Source organism: Rhizobium binae (assembly GCF_017357225.1).
GTDB lineage: Bacteria > Pseudomonadota > Alphaproteobacteria > Rhizobiales > Rhizobiaceae > Rhizobium > Rhizobium binae.
The window spans coordinates 3,207,430-3,224,975 of the sequence record NZ_CP071604.1; the positions used below are offsets into that span (position 1 = coordinate 3,207,430).

20 protein-coding genes are annotated in these 17,546 nt (G+C 62.2%); 9 read left to right on the top strand and 11 right to left on the bottom strand.

Features of this window, described 5'->3' with window-relative positions:
- Positions 1–12: 12 nt before the first annotated feature.
- The gene (locus tag J2J99_RS15770) at positions 13–885 is read right to left on the bottom strand and encodes an oxidoreductase (RefSeq protein ID WP_168297539.1); all 873 of its coding nucleotides are present in this window, start codon (positions 883–885) and stop codon (positions 13–15) included.
- Between the two features lie 35 nt (positions 886–920).
- Between J2J99_RS15770 and J2J99_RS15775 the strand changes: the two genes are divergently transcribed.
- Complete coding sequence (locus J2J99_RS15775; RefSeq protein ID WP_168297540.1) at positions 921–1,379, top strand: winged helix-turn-helix transcriptional regulator; 459 nt, start codon at positions 921–923, stop codon at positions 1,377–1,379.
- 45 nt (positions 1,380–1,424) lie between these two features.
- Here the strand turns inward: J2J99_RS15775 and J2J99_RS15780 are convergent, their stop codons facing one another.
- The 5 genes from J2J99_RS15780 to J2J99_RS15800 form a co-directional block, all read right to left on the bottom strand.
- Positions 1,425–2,801, bottom strand: coding sequence for an ATP-binding protein (locus J2J99_RS15780; protein WP_168297541.1), 1,377 nt, complete (start codon positions 2,799–2,801; stop codon positions 1,425–1,427).
- A 77-nt stretch (positions 2,802–2,878) separates the two neighbouring features.
- Positions 2,879–3,580 carry a response regulator gene (locus J2J99_RS15785; protein ID WP_004680166.1) on the bottom strand — a complete coding sequence of 234 codons (702 nt, stop codon included), beginning with the start codon at positions 3,578–3,580 and terminating at the stop codon, positions 2,879–2,881.
- Complete coding sequence (locus tag J2J99_RS15790) at positions 3,581–4,072, bottom strand: MarR family winged helix-turn-helix transcriptional regulator (protein WP_168297542.1); 492 nt, start codon at positions 4,070–4,072, stop codon at positions 3,581–3,583. It lies immediately after the preceding gene.
- Positions 4,073–4,744: 672 nt separating this feature from the next.
- Positions 4,745–5,014: a hypothetical protein gene (locus tag J2J99_RS15795; protein WP_168297543.1), complete on the bottom strand. Its 270-nt coding sequence runs from the start codon at positions 5,012–5,014 to the stop codon at positions 4,745–4,747.
- Between the two features lie 207 nt (positions 5,015–5,221).
- Positions 5,222–5,839: a DUF1236 domain-containing protein gene (locus J2J99_RS15800; RefSeq protein WP_168297544.1), complete on the bottom strand. Its 618-nt coding sequence runs from the start codon at positions 5,837–5,839 to the stop codon at positions 5,222–5,224.
- A gap of 287 nt (positions 5,840–6,126) precedes the next feature.
- On the opposite strand from J2J99_RS15800, the gene J2J99_RS15805 reads away from it, so the two are divergent.
- Entirely contained in the window at positions 6,127–6,780 is a 654-nt protein-coding gene (locus tag J2J99_RS15805) for an MBL fold metallo-hydrolase (RefSeq protein ID WP_168297545.1), read from the top strand.
- Positions 6,781–6,836: 56 nt separating this feature from the next.
- On the opposite strand, the gene J2J99_RS15810 is transcribed toward J2J99_RS15805, so the two are convergent.
- The 4 genes from J2J99_RS15810 to J2J99_RS15825 all read right to left on the bottom strand — a co-directional run bounded on the left by J2J99_RS15810 (position 6,837) and on the right by J2J99_RS15825 (position 9,170).
- Positions 6,837–7,178, bottom strand: coding sequence for a tRNA-binding protein (locus tag J2J99_RS15810; protein WP_168297546.1), 342 nt, complete (start codon positions 7,176–7,178; stop codon positions 6,837–6,839).
- A gap of 11 nt (positions 7,179–7,189) precedes the next feature.
- A complete protein-coding gene (proC, locus tag J2J99_RS15815) occupies positions 7,190–8,017 on the bottom strand; it encodes a pyrroline-5-carboxylate reductase (protein ID WP_168297547.1) in 828 nt (275 codons plus the stop codon).
- A gap of 1 nt (position 8,018) precedes the next feature.
- Positions 8,019–8,519 (bottom strand): type III secretion system chaperone family protein, encoded by a 501-nt coding sequence (locus J2J99_RS15820; protein ID WP_004680153.1) that lies wholly within the window; start codon positions 8,517–8,519, stop codon positions 8,019–8,021.
- A gap of 390 nt (positions 8,520–8,909) precedes the next feature.
- On the bottom strand, positions 8,910–9,170 hold the full coding sequence (locus J2J99_RS15825; protein ID WP_168297548.1) for an accessory factor UbiK family protein: 261 nt from the start codon (positions 9,168–9,170) through the stop codon (positions 8,910–8,912).
- A 203-nt stretch (positions 9,171–9,373) separates the two neighbouring features.
- Between J2J99_RS15825 and lgt the strand changes: the two genes are divergently transcribed.
- From lgt to J2J99_RS15855, 6 genes are all read left to right on the top strand, one after another.
- Positions 9,374–10,222 carry a prolipoprotein diacylglyceryl transferase gene (gene lgt, locus J2J99_RS15830; RefSeq protein WP_168297549.1) on the top strand — a complete coding sequence of 283 codons (849 nt, stop codon included), beginning with the start codon at positions 9,374–9,376 and terminating at the stop codon, positions 10,220–10,222.
- Between the two features lie 17 nt (positions 10,223–10,239).
- Positions 10,240–11,340: a class I SAM-dependent methyltransferase gene (locus J2J99_RS15835; RefSeq protein ID WP_168297550.1), complete on the top strand. Its 1,101-nt coding sequence runs from the start codon at positions 10,240–10,242 to the stop codon at positions 11,338–11,340.
- Between the two features lie 110 nt (positions 11,341–11,450).
- Positions 11,451–12,245, top strand: a complete 795-nt coding sequence (pgeF, locus tag J2J99_RS15840; protein ID WP_168297551.1) for a peptidoglycan editing factor PgeF — start codon at positions 11,451–11,453, stop codon at positions 12,243–12,245.
- Positions 12,246–12,250: 5 nt separating this feature from the next.
- Positions 12,251–13,402, top strand: coding sequence for a M24 family metallopeptidase (locus tag J2J99_RS15845; RefSeq protein WP_168297552.1), 1,152 nt, complete (start codon positions 12,251–12,253; stop codon positions 13,400–13,402).
- 102 nt (positions 13,403–13,504) lie between these two features.
- Positions 13,505–14,323: a hypothetical protein gene (locus J2J99_RS15850; RefSeq protein ID WP_168297553.1), complete on the top strand. Its 819-nt coding sequence runs from the start codon at positions 13,505–13,507 to the stop codon at positions 14,321–14,323.
- A 105-nt stretch (positions 14,324–14,428) separates the two neighbouring features.
- On the top strand, positions 14,429–15,361 hold the full coding sequence (locus J2J99_RS15855) for a ribose-phosphate pyrophosphokinase (protein ID WP_168297554.1): 933 nt from the start codon (positions 14,429–14,431) through the stop codon (positions 15,359–15,361).
- 81 nt (positions 15,362–15,442) lie between these two features.
- On the opposite strand, the gene J2J99_RS15860 is transcribed toward J2J99_RS15855, so the two are convergent.
- On the bottom strand, positions 15,443–16,471 hold the full coding sequence (locus tag J2J99_RS15860; RefSeq protein WP_168297555.1) for an aldo/keto reductase: 1,029 nt from the start codon (positions 16,469–16,471) through the stop codon (positions 15,443–15,445).
- Positions 16,472–16,587: 116 nt separating this feature from the next.
- On the opposite strand from J2J99_RS15860, the gene J2J99_RS15865 reads away from it, so the two are divergent.
- Positions 16,588–17,493: a LysR family transcriptional regulator gene (locus J2J99_RS15865; protein ID WP_168297556.1), complete on the top strand. Its 906-nt coding sequence runs from the start codon at positions 16,588–16,590 to the stop codon at positions 17,491–17,493.
- Positions 17,494–17,546 lie beyond the last annotated feature (53 nt).

The following is a 17,546-nucleotide window of genomic DNA, read 5'->3' on the forward strand; positions in this document are numbered from 1 at the left end:
TTTTTGGCTTCGTCAGCCGGCCTTCTTCTCCCACGGCATCGGCTGCACCTCGGCATCCGGCTCGAAATCAGTCGAAACGCTGACGGCGCGCCATTCCCGATCGGCCGCGATGCGCGCGGCATCCGCCTTCTCGACATTGCGCACCGCATCGGTGCCGAGCAGCAGCCGCAACGGCGGCTCGTCGAGACCGGCGATATGGAGGACGACCGCCGCCGCTTTGGCTGGGTCGCCGGGCTGGCGTCCGTCATATTCGCGCTGGAAGCGCACCGTGGCCCCGACCGTCTCCGAATATTCCGCCCGTCCCTCTGCAAGCACCGTCGAGGCGCCGGCGAAATCCGTCCTGAAGCCGCCGGGCTCGATCACCGTCACCTTGATGCCTAACGGGGCAACCTCCTTGGACAACACTTCTGAAAAGCCCTCGACAGCGAATTTGGCGGCCGAATAGGCGCCGCGCCCGGCAGGTCCGATACGCCCGCCGACGGAGGAGAACTGGATGATATGCCCCGCCCCCTGCCCACGCATTAGGGCGATCACCGCCTTGGTCATGATGATCGTACCGAACAGGTTGGTCTCGATCTGGGCGCGGAAATCGGCAAGGCTGGTATCCTCGATCGAGCTGACATTGCCGTAGCCGGCATTGTTGACGAGCACATCGATGCGCCCGAACCGCTTCACGCCGGCCTCGACCGCCGCTGCCGCTGCCGCCTCATCGCTCACGTCGAGCGCTAGCGTCAGCACCTGGCCGCCATACCGCTCCGAGAGATCGGCAAGTTGGAGGGGATCGCGTGCCGTCGCCACCAGATTGTCGCCGGAGGCCAGAACAGCCTCCGCCAGCGCCCGGCCGAGACCGCGCGAACTCCCCGTAATCAACCAGACCTTCGACATTGGAAACCTCTCCTTCATTGGCTCCCAACCCATGTATGTTCTATTCTTTCCGATCGAAAGAAGGTACCGAAACGATCCATACACACCTCGAGGTAACTGAAGTGGTCGGCGACATATTCGATTTCTGCTGCGATATGACGGATGAACAGGATGCGCGGGCGCGCGCCTTGATCGAGCGGGCGGCGGCGAAGTGGCCGCTGCGCATTCTGCACGTGCTCTCCGATGCAGGCGCTCCTCTGCGCTTCTCGCGCCTCATGGAAAGGGTCGAGGGCATCAGCCAGAAAGTGCTGACACAGACGCTGCGCACGCTCGAAAGCGACGGCCTCATCATCCGTACACTCTACCCGCAGGTGCCGCCGCGCGTCGAATATGAATTGACGCCGCTCGGCCGCGACCTCCTGATAGAAGTCGCAACACTTTGGCGGTGGATCGTCGAGCGGCTCGGCGATTTCGATGCGCGCAAAGCCGCAAAGCTCGCTGCGACGAGCGCCTGAAGCAAATCCAGGAAAAGTGAAGCCGCTTGAAAAGCCGAGACCGCTCTAGGCCGGGATGCGGATCGTCGCCCTCAAGCCTCCGAGCGGGCTGTCGCTGAGCGTGACGTTGCCGCCGTGGCTGCGGGCTATGTCACGGGCGATGGCGAGACCGAGCCCGGTGCCTGACGCATCGAGATTGCGCGCCGCATCCAGCCGGAAGAACGGTTTGAACACGTCCTCGCGATTCTTCTCCGGAATGCCCGGCCCGTCATCGTCGAAGACAACGGTCAGCCATTTTGCGTTGTGCTTGGCCTCGATATCGAGCCTAGTGGCATAGCGGCGCGCGTTCGAGGCCAGGTTGGTGACGAGACGCGTGAAGGCGTTCGGCCTGACCGATATCTCGTCGTCGCCTTCGATCGAATAGGCGAATGTCTTGCCGTGCAGGGCGAAATCGGCTTCCAGTTTGGCGAAGACCTCGCTGAGCTTCAGTTCGCCGACATCCTCTTCGACCTCGCCGCGTGCGAAGGCCATATAAGCCTCCAGCATCGTCTGCATATCATTGACGTCATCGTTCAGACCATGCAGATCGGGATTGTCGCCGGCAAGCGCCAGTTGCAGTTTGAAGCGGGTGAGGATGGTGCGCAGATCGTGGCTGACGCCGGAGAGCATCGCCGTGCGCTGCTCAATCTGCCGCTCGATGCGCTCGCGCATCAGAATGAAGGCAAGGCCGGCGCGGCGGACTTCGTCGGCGCCGCGCGGATAGAAATCATCGGGCTTCTGCCCCTTGCCGAAACTTTCGGCCGCCCGCGCCAGCATCAGGATCGGGCGTATCTGTCCGCGCAGGAAGAGGATCGAGATACCGATCAGCACCAGCGAGGTGCCGACCATCCAGACGATGAAAATATGGGTATTCGAGGCATAGGTCTGACTGCGTTTGGCCAGTACCCTGAGAATCTTGTTTTCCAGCTTGATGCGGATTTCGACCAGATTCGAGTTGCCGACCGTATCGATCCAGAAGGGCCGGTGAATCTCGTTGCTGATCTCGTCGGTGAGGATGCCGTCAAGGATCGAGAAGAACGGCTTGACCCGCGGCGGCGGCAGGTCGCCGTCGGGCTCAATCGAGATCTGCAGGTTGAGTTGGTCACGCGCAATCCGGATGATCTCGCCATAGTCCGAATTCTGCGGATAGGTCTCGACGATCTCAATGATCGCGGCGATGTCGCGGGTAACGGCGAGCGACAGCCGCTCCGTCACCATCTGCCAGTGCCGCTCCATGAACACGGCGGCGACGACGGATTGCAGGAGCACCATCGGGATGATGATGATCAGCAGCGAGCGCGCGTAGAGACCGGTCGGCAATCGGCGCCGCAGCCAGCGGGCGATCCAGCGCCAGCCAGCAACAGGAGCGCGGTCTTCCCGCCGCAAGCTGTCCATTGTCGCCATCAGCGTCGGTCCTGGCCTTTCAGAGCATGGCGCCGGAAAGTGGGAATGTTATCGGCATCACGTTCGCTTCCTCAAATCTAGTCGATGCTCAGCCTGTATCCGATGCCGCGCACTGTCTGCAGCCAGACGGGGTTGGCCGGATCCTCCTCGATCTTGCGCCTGAGCCGGTTGATCTGCACGTCGATCGTCCGCTCGCCGACCTCGGTGTCGTTGCCGATCAGTTCGTGGCGGGGGATTGTGTCACCGGCGCGCCGCGCAAAGAGCAGCATGATTTCCTGCTCGCGGTCGGTGAGCCGGATCACCTCGCTGGCCTTCTTCAACTCCTTGCGGGTCAAGGAGAAAGTATAGGGCCCGAACATGACCTGTTCGATCTTCAGCCCCTCACCGCCGGCATTGCGGCGCAGGATGTTGTTGATGCGCAGCACCAACTCGCGCGGATCGAAGGGCTTGGACAGATAGTCGTCAGCACCGGCCTCGAGGCCTTCAATGCGGTTGCCCGATTCCGCCAGCGCAGTCAGCATGATGATTGGCACGTTCTTGATGGCGCGAAGCCCGCGGGTGACGTCGATGCCGGATTCACCGGGCATCATCACATCCATGATGATGAGATCGAAATCGAGACCCGCCAGCTTGCGTTGCGCCTCGGCGCCGTCGGCCGCGACGGTGACGCGAAAACCGTTCTCCGCAAGATAACGATTGAGCAGCGCGCGGATGCGGGAGTCATCGTCGACCACCAGCAGATGTGCCGCATCATCGGAAATACCTGTTTTGACCGCCATTCAATCTGCCTTCTTTCTGTCCCGCATACCCCCGAGGAAGGCCTTCACGCCCTCCCGCATCTGCGCAGAGGCTCCTTCGAATGCCCGCTCAATGCGGCGCGATTGCGGCTCCGCAAGCGCAAGCGCCAGCTCGCGCCCCGATTTCGTCGGATAGAGCTTGCGCTGCCGCCGGTCCTCAGGTCCGGCCACCTGGCGAATATAGCCTGAATCGATCAGCTGTTTCAGCACCCTTGCAAGACTCTGCTTGGTGATCTTCAGCGTGTCGAGAAGATCGGCCACCGTCATGCCGGGATTGCGGTTGACGAAATGAACGACACGATGATGCGCCCGGCCGAAACCGCTCTTTTCGAGGATGGCGTCGGGATCGGAAACGAAGTCGCGATAAGCAAAGAAGAACAGCTCGATGATCTCGAAATCGATCGTGTCGGTATCTTCCATCGGCGTGGCCAGCGGCTCCGGCTTGCCCGCTTTCGAACCGGTCTGTCGTGACACTCGGCTTTCCTTTCTCTTCCCCGCGCTGCGGGAAGGTTTCGCGGGGACAGGTCGGTTTTGTTGACTTTTGCGTCGATGAGAGCTCTTTCCGAACTCTGCGGGAGCCGAGCCCCGCACGGACTTTTATTGCCGTGGCATTTTCATGGACCCAAGGCCCATCGGCATTCCGGCGCACCGCGCAATTTCCCCCTGCGTCTGTGGATAAAACGTAATGGGGATAACAATCAACAGGCATGGCGCGGTTGAAGCGCCGGAGGAGGTTCAAGGACGGCTTCATTTCCCTTCGACCAGGGGAGCGCGCCTATGGCGCCTGGTGTTCGAGCTCACCCGATATAACCAACGCCTGCAGAGATCCGTCGAGATTTTCGGTTTCAAGGTGCCCTATTCGGTCGACGAGCTCGACGCGGCGACCGCCGCAATTCCTGGAGCGTCAAGGTTTCCAGCATGGCTATGTCATGCCGATTGCCTGGCGCGGCAGCGATGTAATGGGCAGTCCAGCCATCAAAGTCGGCGACCATCTGCAAAACGCTGATGAAGGACTGCATGAAGAAGTCTCTCCGGCGGCAGTTTCCGCCGGATAAGACCTCATCAACTCGGTCCGGTGCTATGCGACCGCGTCGTTTGCGCGCCTGAGAAAATGCGCAGCGCTGTAACGCATGCCCGTCGGACCCTTTACCTGTGTGCCCGCGCCATGACTAGGCCGGCAAGTGTCGAGAGGATGCCGCCGCCGATCAGTCCGCCGATACCGTCGGCGATCAGACCGGTCATAGCGGCGTCCCCGCCGACCATGCCGAGCAGCATGCCGCCGCCGACACCGCCGATCGCGCCTGCGATCGTACGGGCAACGACGTTGATTGCATGCTGCTTCAAGGCGGCGCTCGCAGCGTTGCCGCCGATGGCACCGGCAATCATTTGAACGACGAACGGAAGTAGCGCTTCCATGATTTCCTCCTTTGGCGATCTCCCCGATCGCCGCTAAATGCCGAACCTTCGACATATTAGCATTTTATCATATTCAAGAGGAAAGCGTGAAGAAAAATCAACCGATGCGAGATTAAGGCGGAAAGACAGCGAGCCACCGGGGTCGCGAGGCGTTCTCAAACGAGAGGCGGCCCGGGGGCCGCCTCGCTTGAGCTTTGATCGATCACATCATTGATAGACATAGACGATCCGGCGCGTGCCGGGATCGACCAGCACGGGACGATCATTGATCCTGGTATAGCGGTATTCATAGTCCGGGATGGTCTGGAAGGTGACATCATCCGGCACCTCCGCACCGACGACGACATCGCCCCCGAGCCGCACCGTCTCGGTTGGATTGGTTTCGATATAGGTGCGCACCGTCTCCGGCGGAGTGATGGTCTCGACAGCCCCGACCGGACCGATCAGTTCGTCGCCCGGCGCCGGCTGCGGCTCAGCCGGGACGACGCTGGCGGTCGACTCGTAAGTGACGACGGGAACGCCGATTTGGGCGCGATGCTGCTCGACGATCACCTGGTTGCCGCCGTAATCCATCTGCAGATAATCGGCATAGACCCAGCCGCGCATGCCGTTAACGTCGACGCGGCACCAGCGGCTGCCTTCGATGCAGCCATCGAGCACCGCGGTCGAGCCGCGGGTGGCAAGGCCGACGGCCGGGTATTGCGGGCCCGGACCTGCGCGGACGTTGAGGTCGTTGACCGTGGTCGCCACCATCTCCGCCTGAGCCAGACCGCCGCTCGCCAGGAGCACGGCTCCAGCCAGTAGGATGTTTCTCTTCAAGATCATGTGAGCGTCTCCTTGGTTTTGATGGGCGCACAACGCGCGGCGTTCCACGATGTTCCGCCATGTTGCCTCCGACAAAACGGCGGCTCCGGAGGGAGAACGCACAAGCATTTGAAAAATTGAGATAAAGCTTGGTTCCACCGCTGTATGGGGATGGCGGAAAGCGTCATAAATTTGTGTTTCAGTCGGTCTTTCCGCCGTGAAACAGGTCGTGGCAGCAGCAGATTCCGGCTGTCCTTGTCACCGTTTCGAACTATACCTGGGTACCCGAGATACCAAGCGAGGCGCTTATGGGCATGCTCCAGGCCGGCATCATTCCGGTGACACCTTTTCAACAGAACTGCACGGTCTTCTTCGATCCCGACACCGGGGAAGGCGTCGTCGTCGATCCGGGTGGCGACGTGCCACTCATTCTCCAGGCGGTCGAGAAAAGCGGGCTCACCATCAAGGAAATCTGGCTGACGCACGGTCATCTCGACCATGCCGGCGGCGCCAAAGAGTTAAAGGAGGCCCTAGGCGTCGACATCATTGGCCCGCACCAGGACGACCTGCCGCTTTTGCAGCGAATCGAGGCCCAGGCGGCGAATTACGGCATATCAGGATTGCGCAACGTCCTGCCCGACCGCTGGCTGAAGGATGGCGACAGGGTCTCCTTCGGCGCCCACGAGTTCGAGGTCTATCATACGCCCGGCCATGCCCCCGGCCACGTCATCTATTTCAACCGCGCGCAGAATTTCGCCCATCTCGGGGACGTGCTCTTCAACGGCTCGATCGGCCGCACCGACCTGCCGGGCGGCAATCATCAGCAACTGTTGGATTCGATCCGCGACAAGGTCCTGCCACTCGGCGACGAGGTCGGCTTCATCTGCGGCCACGGCCCTGGCAGCCGCATCGGCGACGAACGGCGCAGCAATCCGTTCCTGCAGGAGATCAGAAACGCGTGACGGCTCGGGTGTGGGCAAATCAGGCGAAACGTCCGATGATGGATGTGAGCTCAGGCTCACATCATCTTCCGGCCGTTCGGAACCGGTTGCTCGACCGCGGCGAGCACGATCGCGCCGTTCTCATCCTCGAACCCCAGCGTCAGCACGTCCGAGCGGAACGGCCCGATCTGGCGTGGCGGGAAGTTGACAACGCCAAGCACCTGCCGGCCGATCAGGCTTTCCGGCGTATAATGCACGGTGATTTGCGCCGAAGATTTTTTCGTGCCGATATCAGGGCCGAAATCGATGACCAGCTTGAACGCCGGCTTGCGCGCTTCCGGAAAGGGGCTGACCTCGATGATCGTGCCGACGCGGATGTCGACACGATCGAAATCGGCGTAGGTGATCTCCTCGGCCATTGGTTCTCTTTTCAGCCGGCCAGTTCCTCGGCCCGCTTGCGCGCTGCCGCGAGTGCCGTGTCGAACAAGGGCTGCATGCCGTTTTCGGCCATCAGCACCGCGAGTGCGGCGGCCGTCGTGCCACCGGGAGAGGTCACATTCTGCCGCAGCCGCGAGGGATCGTCGGGGGACTGGTGCAAAAGTTCACCAGCCCCCGCGACAGTTTCCCGCGCAAGACGCATGGCGAGGTCCGCCTGCAGGCCGAGCTTCCGGCCCGCCTCCGCCATACATTCGACGAGATAGAAAACGTAGGCCGGCCCACTGCCGGAAAGCGCCGTCACGGCATCAATATCGGCTTCCGCAGGCACCCATTCGACCGGACCGGAGACGCGCAAAAGGGAATGGACGCACTCGCGCTGCTGATCGCTGACCGCTGAATTGGCATAGGCCCCGGTGACGCCGCGGCCGACCATGGCCGGCGTGTTCGGCATGGCCCGTACCATGGCGGCCTGCCCGAGATGTTTTTCGAGAAAACCGAGCGTCTTTCCGGCGGCGACCGAAACGACGACCGTCTCCGGCCCGACAGTGCTTTTCACCGCCGGCAACACCGCCTCCATCACCTGCGGCTTCACCGCAAGGAACAATACGCCAGCCTTCAACGCGGCCGGAACCGCCGTAAGATGGGTCGCTCCCGCCTCGCCGATCGTCGCCAGCATCGCCGTCGACGGTCCGGGATCGACGACGATGACGGCCGAGCCCGGAACGCCGCTCTTCAGCCAGCCAGAGAGCATCGCGCCGCCCATATTGCCGGCGCCGATCAAAACGACGGGATGTTTCGAGGAGAAAGCCTTGGCTGGCATCCTATGCCTCGCCGACCGTTTCGAACAGCACGGCCTCCATTGCCTTGGCCGCATCCATGCCGGACCAAACGACGAACTGGAAAGCCTGGAAATAAGCCTCGCAGGTGTCGAGCGCGCTGGAAAGCAGCACTTCCACCTGGCGGTTGGTGGGCTCGGCGCCGCCGGCAAGCAGCAGCGACTGCCTGAAGATGACGACGTCTTCCTGGCGCCAGAGGTCGAAATGCCCCATCAAGACCTGCCCGTTGATCGCCGAGAGCAGCTTGACCACCTCGTTGACCCTGATGTCGGGGACCTTGATATCGAATGCGCAACCAAGATGCAGCGCCTCGAATTCCTCCATCCAGGAGAAGGAGACATGATAGTCCGCCCAGCGCCCCTCGACCGTCATCGCGATCTCGTCCTCGCCGGACCGTTCGAACGACCAGTCATTGTTGGAGGCCACGTACTCGATCATATCGACCGGGTTCGACTGACGCTCGACTTCCAATTCCATCAGGTTCATGCAGCACCTTCTTGACCGGAATGAATGCGACTTAACTTCGTGTACGAACACAAGAAAGACACACGCAAATACCGGAAACCACCACCGGATGATCGTTGAACCGCTGCCAGACTTAACGCAGATAACCTGCCCGGAGCTTACCAAGTCGCTTCGAATCATCATTTAAAATCAGTGTATAATGACCCTTGCCACCTGCCAGCCCCCTGAGAGGAAAATACGGACGGGCCGTTGTGGAAAGCTCTTCGAAACTCAATTCAGAAGGGAGAATAAGCGACTCTGCGAATTGGCTTTTTTGGCAGTGTCCACAGGTGGAAAACTCACCTGGAATTTTTTGTGACAGACGCGACGCGTGGCAAGAAGGCAACGCCGCGTCTGCACCGTACCGGGATATCAGCGATCCTCGCCGGCAAGCTTTGCTTCCAAAGCCGCGATGCGGGCGGCAAGCGCGTCGTTTTCGTCGCGTGCCTTGATCGCCATCTCGCGCACGGCCTCGAATTCCTCGCGTTTGACGACGTCCATGCTGTTCAGCCAACGCTCGGCCTGAGCGTTGAAAGCCGTCTCGATCTCCTTGCGGACTCCCTGGGCAGCACCTGCCGCGTCGGTCATCAGCTTGGCGAATTCATCCATGATGCGGTTCGTTCCGGTCGTCATGGCGTTTTTCTCCCTTCGCATGCGGTGAATTCGGCCCTTCAGGGCCTCGAAGATTGAGGTAGGGCTTCGCCATCGGCGATGCAAGCGCTTTGCACGGGTTAGTCCTCGCCGGGCCGGGTTGCGAAAGCGAGATCACGAACAATGGACTTGACCGTCCGGGATCGCAGCGGCATGTTCCGCCGACTTCAACGGATGGGAAAACCTTGCCGATAGCCGCCGATCTCCTTGCCATCATGCCTTTCCCGGACATCGATCCGATCGCCTTTTCGATCGGTCCGCTGGCGATTCACTGGTACGGTCTCGCCTATGTCGCCGGCATTCTGCTCGGCTGGGCCTATGCGCGCCGCATCGCCGCCAATGACAGTCTCTGGCCCGGCAACGCGTCGCCGATATCAAGAGTGCAGCTCGACGATTTCATCGTCTGGGCAGCCCTCGGCGTCGTCCTCGGCGGTCGCCTTGGCTATATCTTCTTCTACGATCTCTCGGCTGTGCTGGACAATCCGGTGCGCGCGGTTCAGATCTGGAACGGCGGCATGTCCTTCCACGGCGGCCTGACCGGCACGACGATCGCCATGATCCTCTTTGCCCGACGCCACGCAATTCCGATCTGGAGCCTCTTCGACATCGTCGCCACGGTCGTTCCCTGCGGCCTGTTCTTCGGCCGCATCGCCAATTTCATCAATGGCGAGCTCTGGGGCCGGCTGACCGACGTGCCCTGGGCCGTGGTCTTCCCGACCGGCGGTCCTTTCGCCCGCCACCCGAGCCAGCTCTACGAGGCCGGCCTCGAAGGTATCGTTCTGCTTCTGGTGCTCGCCGCCTTCGTCTACGGCATGCGTGCGCTGAAATGCCCAGGCTTCATCACCGGCGTCTTTGTCTGCGGCTATGCGCTGTCGCGCATCTTCGTCGAATTCTTCCGCGAGCCCGACGCCCAGCTCGGCTACCTGCTCGGCACCACCTGGCTGACCATGGGCATGGTTCTCTCCTCGCCGATGATCCTGCTTGGCCTCTGGGCGATGCTGCGCGCGCGTCGCCAGGCTGCGCTGCAGCTCTGATACGGCGGATAAACGATATGACCACCGCCCTCGGCGAAAAGATCAAAGCGATCATCCAGGCCAACGGCCCGATCAGCGTCACCGATTATTTCTCGCTCTGCCTCGCCGATCCCGAACATGGCTATTACCGCACCCGCGAGCCCTTCGGCCGTTCCGGCGATTTCGTCACCGCACCGGAGATCAGCCAGATCTTCGGCGAAATGATCGGCGTCTTCATCGTTCATGCGTGGCAGCGCCACGGCACGCCGGCGGATGTGCGCCTCGTCGAGATCGGGCCTGGCCGCGGCACGATGATATCGGACATGCTGCGCGTCATTTCGCGCATCGCCCCGCCGCTTTTCGACACCATGACCGTGCATCTCGTCGAAACCAGCGAGCGCCTGCGCGACGTCCAGAAGCAGACCCTCGAAGACCACGGCGACAGAATCGCCTGGCACGACGACTTCGACGAAGTCCCGCCCGGCTTCACCCTGATCGCCGCCAATGAATTGTTCGATGCGATCCCGATCCGCCAGTTTGTCCGCACGCAGACAGGTTTCCGCGAGCGGATGGTCGGGCTCGGCGCCGACGGCGAGCTGACTTTTGCTGCCGGTGTCGCCGGTCTCGATCCCGCGCTGCTTCCCGAACCGGTGCAGAACCTGCCGCTCGGCACGCTTTTCGAGATTTCCCCTGCCCGCCAGGCGGTGATGTTGGCGATCTGCGAGCGGCTGCGCGCCTTCGGCGGTACGGCGCTTGTCATCGACTACGGCCATCTCGTCACCGGTTTCGGCGATACGCTGCAAGCGGTGCGCATGCATGAGTTCGACCCGCCGCTAGCCCACCCCGGCGAAGCTGATCTGACCAGCCACGTCGATTTCCAGCAGCTCGCCGAAACGGCGCTGACAGCCGGCCTGCATCTGAACGGCGCCCTGCACCAGGGCGATTTTCTGACAGGCCTCGGCATTCTCGAGCGCGCTGCCGCTCTCGGGCGTGACCGCGAGCCCCAGACCCAGCAGGTCATCCAGACGGCGGTCGACAGACTTGCCGGCGCTGGTGAAGGCCGGATGGGCGAACTCTTCAAGGTCATGGCCGTCTCGCATCCGGCTGTCGATCTCATGCCCTTTCGTCCGGTGGATTGACAGGGCGCACGCGGCTGAGCCAACATCCCCGCGAACAGCAACTTGAAGCGCGCCGCCGATGCGATGCGCTCGGGACAACAACAAACCTCTCGAAAAGCCCGGAATCACAAATGCAGGACGCGGCCTCTCCCGCACCGATCGAAAGTGCGCTGCTGAACGAAGCGGCCGGCACCGCCATCCGCCACGGTTATTTCACCCGGGCCGGCGGTGTTTCCGAAGGGATCTATCGCGGTCTCAATGTCGGCCTCGGCTCCAGCGACGAGCGGGGGAAGGTGATGGAAAACCGCCGCCGCGTCGCGGCCTGGTTCGATCTTCCGATCGAGCGGCTGGCAACCGTCCATCAGGTCCATTCTCCAGATGTCGTGACGGTCGGCGCCGACTATGACGGCGCCCGTCCCGATGCCGATGCGCTGGTGACGGCGGTCCCCGGCATTGCGCTTGGCGTGCTTGCCGCCGATTGCGGCCCCATCCTCTTTGCCGACCCCGAAAATCGTGTCATCGGCGCCGCCCATGCCGGCTGGAAGGGCGCGCTGACCGGAGTGCTCGAAAACACCGTCGCAGCCATGGAAGCCCTGGGCGCAGACCGCGGCACCATCGTGGCCTGCCTCGGCCCCTCGATCAGCCAGGAGAGCTACGAAGTCGGACCGGAATTCGTCGATCGCTTCGTCGCCGAAAATCCCGATTACGAGCGCTTCTTCATGCCTTCCGCCACGCCGGGCCACGCCATGTTCGATCTGCCGGCACTGACCATAGACAGGCTGACCCGGGCCGGCGTGCGGGCCGAAAGCCTCGGTCTCTGCACCTATCCGGACAGTGAGCGCTTCTTTTCCTATCGCCGGACGACACATCGCAAGGAGCCGGACTACGGCCGCCAGATTTCAGCGATATCAATCAGGGAGACTTGAGCAGAATGGCACTGCACTTCGAAAAGGCCGAGTTCGCAAGCCGACTTGCGCGCCTCACCGAGAAGATGAAGGAAGAAAAGCTCGACGCCCTGCTGCTCTTCGCCCAGGAAAGCATGTACTGGCTGACCGGCTACGACACCTTCGGCTATTGCTTCTTTCAGACGCTCATCGTCAAGAACGACGGCGCCATGGCGCTGATCACCCGCTCGGCCGATCTTCGCCAGGCTAAACACACGTCGATTCTTGAGGATATTCATATCTGGGTCGACAGGGTCAATGCCGATCCGACGCTCGACCTGAAGAACCTGCTGGTCGAGATGGATCTGCTGGGCGCCCGCATTGGCGTCGAATATGATACGCATGGCATGACCGGCCGCGTCGCCCGCCTGCTCGACGCGCAGTTGACCACTTTCGGCCAGATCGTCGACGCCTCCTATCTCGTCAGCCGTCTTCGCCTGGTCAAGAGCCCGACCGAGGTCGCCTACGTCGAACGAGCTGCGGACCTCGCCGACGACGCGCTCGACGCGGCGATCCGGCTGACGAAACCGGGCGCTGACGAAGCCGACATCCTCGCCGCCATGCAGGGCGCGATATTTTCCGGCGGCGGCGACTATCCCGCCAACGAGTTCATCATCGGCTCCGCCGCCGACGCGTTGCTCTGCCGCTACAAGGCCGGCCGCCGCAAGCTCGACGCCAATGACCAGCTGACGCTCGAATGGGCCGGCACCTACGCGCATTATCATGCCGCCATGATGCGCACGATCGTCATCGGCGAGCCGATGCAACGCCATCGCGAGCTCTACAATGCATGCCGCGAAACCATCGAAGCGATCGAAACCGTGCTGAAGCCCGGCCACACCTTCGGCGACGTTTTCGATATGCACGCCAGGATCATGGACGAGCGCGGCCTCGCCCGCCACCGGCTGAATGCCTGCGGTTATTCGCTCGGAGCCCGCTTCTCGCCCTCCTGGATGGAGCATCAGATGTTCCATGTCGGCAATCCGCAGCCGATCGAGCCGAGCATGTCGCTCTTCGTGCACATGATCATTGCCGATTCCGATACCGGGACCGCGATGACGCTCGGACAGACCTATCTGACGACGGCGGACGCGCCGCGCGCCCTGTCGCGTCATCCGCTTGATTTTATCGGCCTTTGAAGCCCGGGATTGACCGGTGAGAATCCGGAATTGACAGACGACCATCCCCGCCCGCATAAATCCGGCCGGGCTGATGTGATTGTGGGAAGGACGGACCACCGGATGACGCGCGCTGCGACTGTGCCCACGCTCCTGTTCGTCATGGCCCTGCTTGCCGCCTGCAATACCACCGACGCGCTGACGCCGCTGGTCGGCATCGGTGAATCCTCCGGAGGTCCGCCGTCAAGTCCGGTGACCCAGCGTGAGGCCGAAGGTTTGGCGGGTACGCGTCAACCGGTTTTCGCCGCAGGCTCGGAGCCGAATGGCTATCATCCGGCCTTTAATCAATCTCAGGGAGCCTACCGGCCGGGCAGCGGCGCACCGCCGACAACGATGCAGGAACAGGCAGACGCCCTGTCGAGGAACAGCACCTCGCCCGCCGCCTCCGCCCCGATCGAGGGACAGACGCTGCCGCCGGCGGTCCCCAATGCCGCGCCTCAGGCACAGTCCGGCCAGAGGCTCGACGCCCAGCCACAGCAGACCGCCGCCCTCACCCCCGGCGCCTCTTTCGCTCCCGGCAATACCGTGCGCTTCCTGCCGATCATCGGCGCGCCGGTGCAGGCCGTAACGCCGCTCTCGCGCCAGCTTGGCGCCGAGGCGCGGGCGCACGGCCTTTCCATCAAGAGCTCGAACGATACGAGCAGTGACTATATCCTTAAAGGCTATCTCTCCGCATTCAGCGACGAGGGCAAGGTCACCGTGGTCTATGTCTGGGACATTCTCGACAGCGGCGGCGCCCGCCTGCACCGCATTCAAGGGCAGGAAAGCGTGCCGGCGGCCGCGGCCGACCCCTGGGCGGGCGTTCCGGCTTCGGTGATGCAGCAGATCGCCTCGAAAACCATCGCGGAATTCACTTCCTGGCGGCAGGCACGGGGCGGTTAGTCACAAACTTTTTGCAAATATGGAAGCCTGTGGCGCCTTTGCCCTTGCATTCACGGGGAAGCTGACTAAAAAGCGCGGCTATCAGCGCATAACAGGCGGACCAACATGAAGGTTTTCGCAGGCAATTCGAACCGGCAACTCGCCGAAGCGATCTGCAACTATCTCAACGTTCCCTTGGGGAAAGCCAGTGTCCGAAGGTTTGCCGATCAGGAAATCTTCGTGGAAATCCAGGAAAACGTCCGCGGCGAGGACGTTTTCCTCGTACAGCCCACGTCCTATCCTGCCAACGACCATTTGATGGAACTGCTGATCATGATCGACGCCATGCGTCGCTCGTCAGCCCGCCGCATCACGGCCGTTCTTCCCTATTTCGGCTATGCCCGCCAAGACCGCCGCGCCTCCGGCCGCACCCCGATCTCGGCCAAGCTCGTCTCGAACCTGATCACGGAAGCCGGCGCCGACCGCGTCATGACGCTCGATCTCCACGCCGGTCAGATCCAGGGTTTCTTCGATATTCCGACAGACAATCTCTACGCGCTGCCTGTCCTGACGCGCGACATCAAGAGCCACTATGACCTCAGCAACGTCATGGTCGTCTCGCCCGATGTCGGCGGCGTCGTTCGCGCCCGCGCGCTTGCCAAGCGGCTGGACTGTCTTCTGTCGATCGTCGACAAGCGCCGCGACCGGCCGGGCGAATCCGAAGTCATGAACATCATCGGCGACGTCACCGGGAAGGACTGTCTGCTGATCGACGATATCGTCGATTCCGGCGGCACGCTCTGCAACGCCGCCGATGCGCTGCTCGCCCAGGGCGCTTCCAGCGTCACCGCCTATATCACCCACGGCGTGCTGTCCGGCGGCGCCGTCACCCGCGTCACCTCGTCCAAGCTGCGCGAACTTGTCATCACCGACTCGATCCAGCCGACGACGGCCGTACAGTCCGCCCATAATATCCGTGTCGTGACGACCGCTCCGCTGATCGGCGAAGCCATCACCCGGACGAGCCAGGAAGAATCCGTCTCCAGCCTCTTCGACTGACAAGGCCTGCCTGCAGGCAATTTCCAGTGAAGGCCGTCCGCATGATGTGTGGACGGCGATTTCAATTGCGATGTTCTCTGCTCAGCGGCTGAAAGCGGTCTTCTGCTGCTGATCAACGAGATTGTCGATGAACCAGTTCGGATAGACCCGCGCCGGCTCGGTTGCAGCGTCGAGCCCTGCGAGATCGCCTTCGTCGAGCGTCAATTCTACCGCCCCGAGATTGTCGGCCAATTGGTGTGGCTTCGAAGCGCCGAGCAGCACGCTGGAAACCGCCCTCTTCGCCAGCAGCCAGGCGATCGCCACCTGGGCAACGCTCGCTCCGTGTGCTGCCGCGATTACCCGCATCCGCTCGACCAGTGCGAAACCCTGTTCCTTGTCGAAGGGCAGGATATCGAAGCCAGAATAACGGTTGTCGGGATCGCCGAGCGTCTCGCGGGTATATTTGCCGGAGAGAAAACCGGAGGCGAGCGGGCTCCAGACGGTAAGGCCGAGACCGTAGCGCTGCATCATCGGCAGAATGTCCCGCTCAATATCGCGACCAAGCAGCGAATAATTCATCTGCCCATGGGTGAAGGGCGTCAGCCCATTCGCCTTCTGGATTTCAAGCGCTGCCGCCACCTTCCAGGCCGACCAGTTGGAAAAGCCGATATAACGGACCTTGCCGGAGCGCACCACCGCGTCGAGTGCCGACAGCGTCTCCTCCAGCGGCGTGAACGGATCTTCCTTGTGAACGATATAAACGTCGATCCAGTCCGTTCCGAGCCGCTTCAGGCTTTCATCGACCGACCAGAGAATGTGGCGGCGGGAGAGTCCAGCCTGGCCGAGCGCCGCACCGGTGCGGAAGCCGACCTTCGTCGCGATCACCACCTCGCTGCGGCGCGCCTTCAAGACCTGCCCAAGGATCGTTTCCGACTGGCCGGAGGCATAGGCATCAGCGGTGTCGAAGAAGTTGACGCCGGCATCGAGCGCTTGGCCGACAAGCGCGTCGGCGACGTCGGCCTCGGTCTTATAGATCGAACCCATGCTGCGGTCGCCCGATGTAAAGGTCATCGCGCCGAAGGCAAGCCTGGAAACGGCAAGACCAGTTTGTCCGAGGGTCGTGTACTGCATGTCATCCTCCATCCGTTGGATTGTTTGATCGGATGAGCAGACAATGCACCAGAGCATTATTGCGAGAAACCTGCCGGATCGATAAGCCTTATGAAGTTTAACTTCACAATCGAACCATGCCACCCGATCCCTTCACCGGACTGACCGAATTCCTGGCGGTCGCCGACGCCAGGAGCTTCACTGCTGCCGCCGCATCGCTCGGCGTGACACCGACCGCCGTCAGCCAGACGATCCGAGCGCTTGAGAAAAGGCTTGGCGTGCCGCTCTTCGTCCGCACCACACGGCGCGTCGCGCTCACCGAAGCGGGCGCTGCCCTCTTTCATCGGATCCGCCCCGCCGCAGCCGACATCGCCGATGCCTTCGACATGCTGGGTGGCTTCCGCGACCGCCCGCTTGGACATCTGCGCCTCACCGTGCCGCGCATGGCCGTGCCGCTGATCGTCACACCGCTATTGCCGCGGTTCCGCCAAGCCTATCCTGACATCTCGGTCGAAATCTCGGTCGACGATGCGACGATCGACATTACCGAACGCGGCTTCGACGCCGGCATCCGTATCGGCGAGGCGATCGAAAAGGATATGATCGCCATGCGACTGACATCGGATATAACCTGGACGGTCGTCGGTTCGCCCGACTATTTCGCGCGGCATGGCCGGCCGGCGACGCCGGAGGACCTCACCCACCATCAGGCGATCCGCTACCGCTATCCGACCTCGGGCGCCGTCTATCGCTGGGAATTCGAACGCGACGGACGCGACTTCGCGGTCGATCCGCCCGGCGGCCTGATCGTCAACGATTTCCTGCTGCTGCTCGAACTCGCCGAAGACGGGCTCGGTCTCGTCTACTTGCCGGATATATCAGTCGCGAAAGCGGTGGCCTCAGGGCAGCTCGAGCGCGTGCTCGAGGCCTTTCTGCCGACGACGCCCGGTCTCTTTGCCTATTTCCCTGCCCGCTCGCAAACGCAGCCGAAACTGCGCGCCTTTCTCGACATGGCGTCGACGCTGCTGCGCCCCAAGGGGTGATACCCGCGCGGCGCGTCTTTTCGTCCTGCGAGGCTCTTAACCGTCCGGCATGA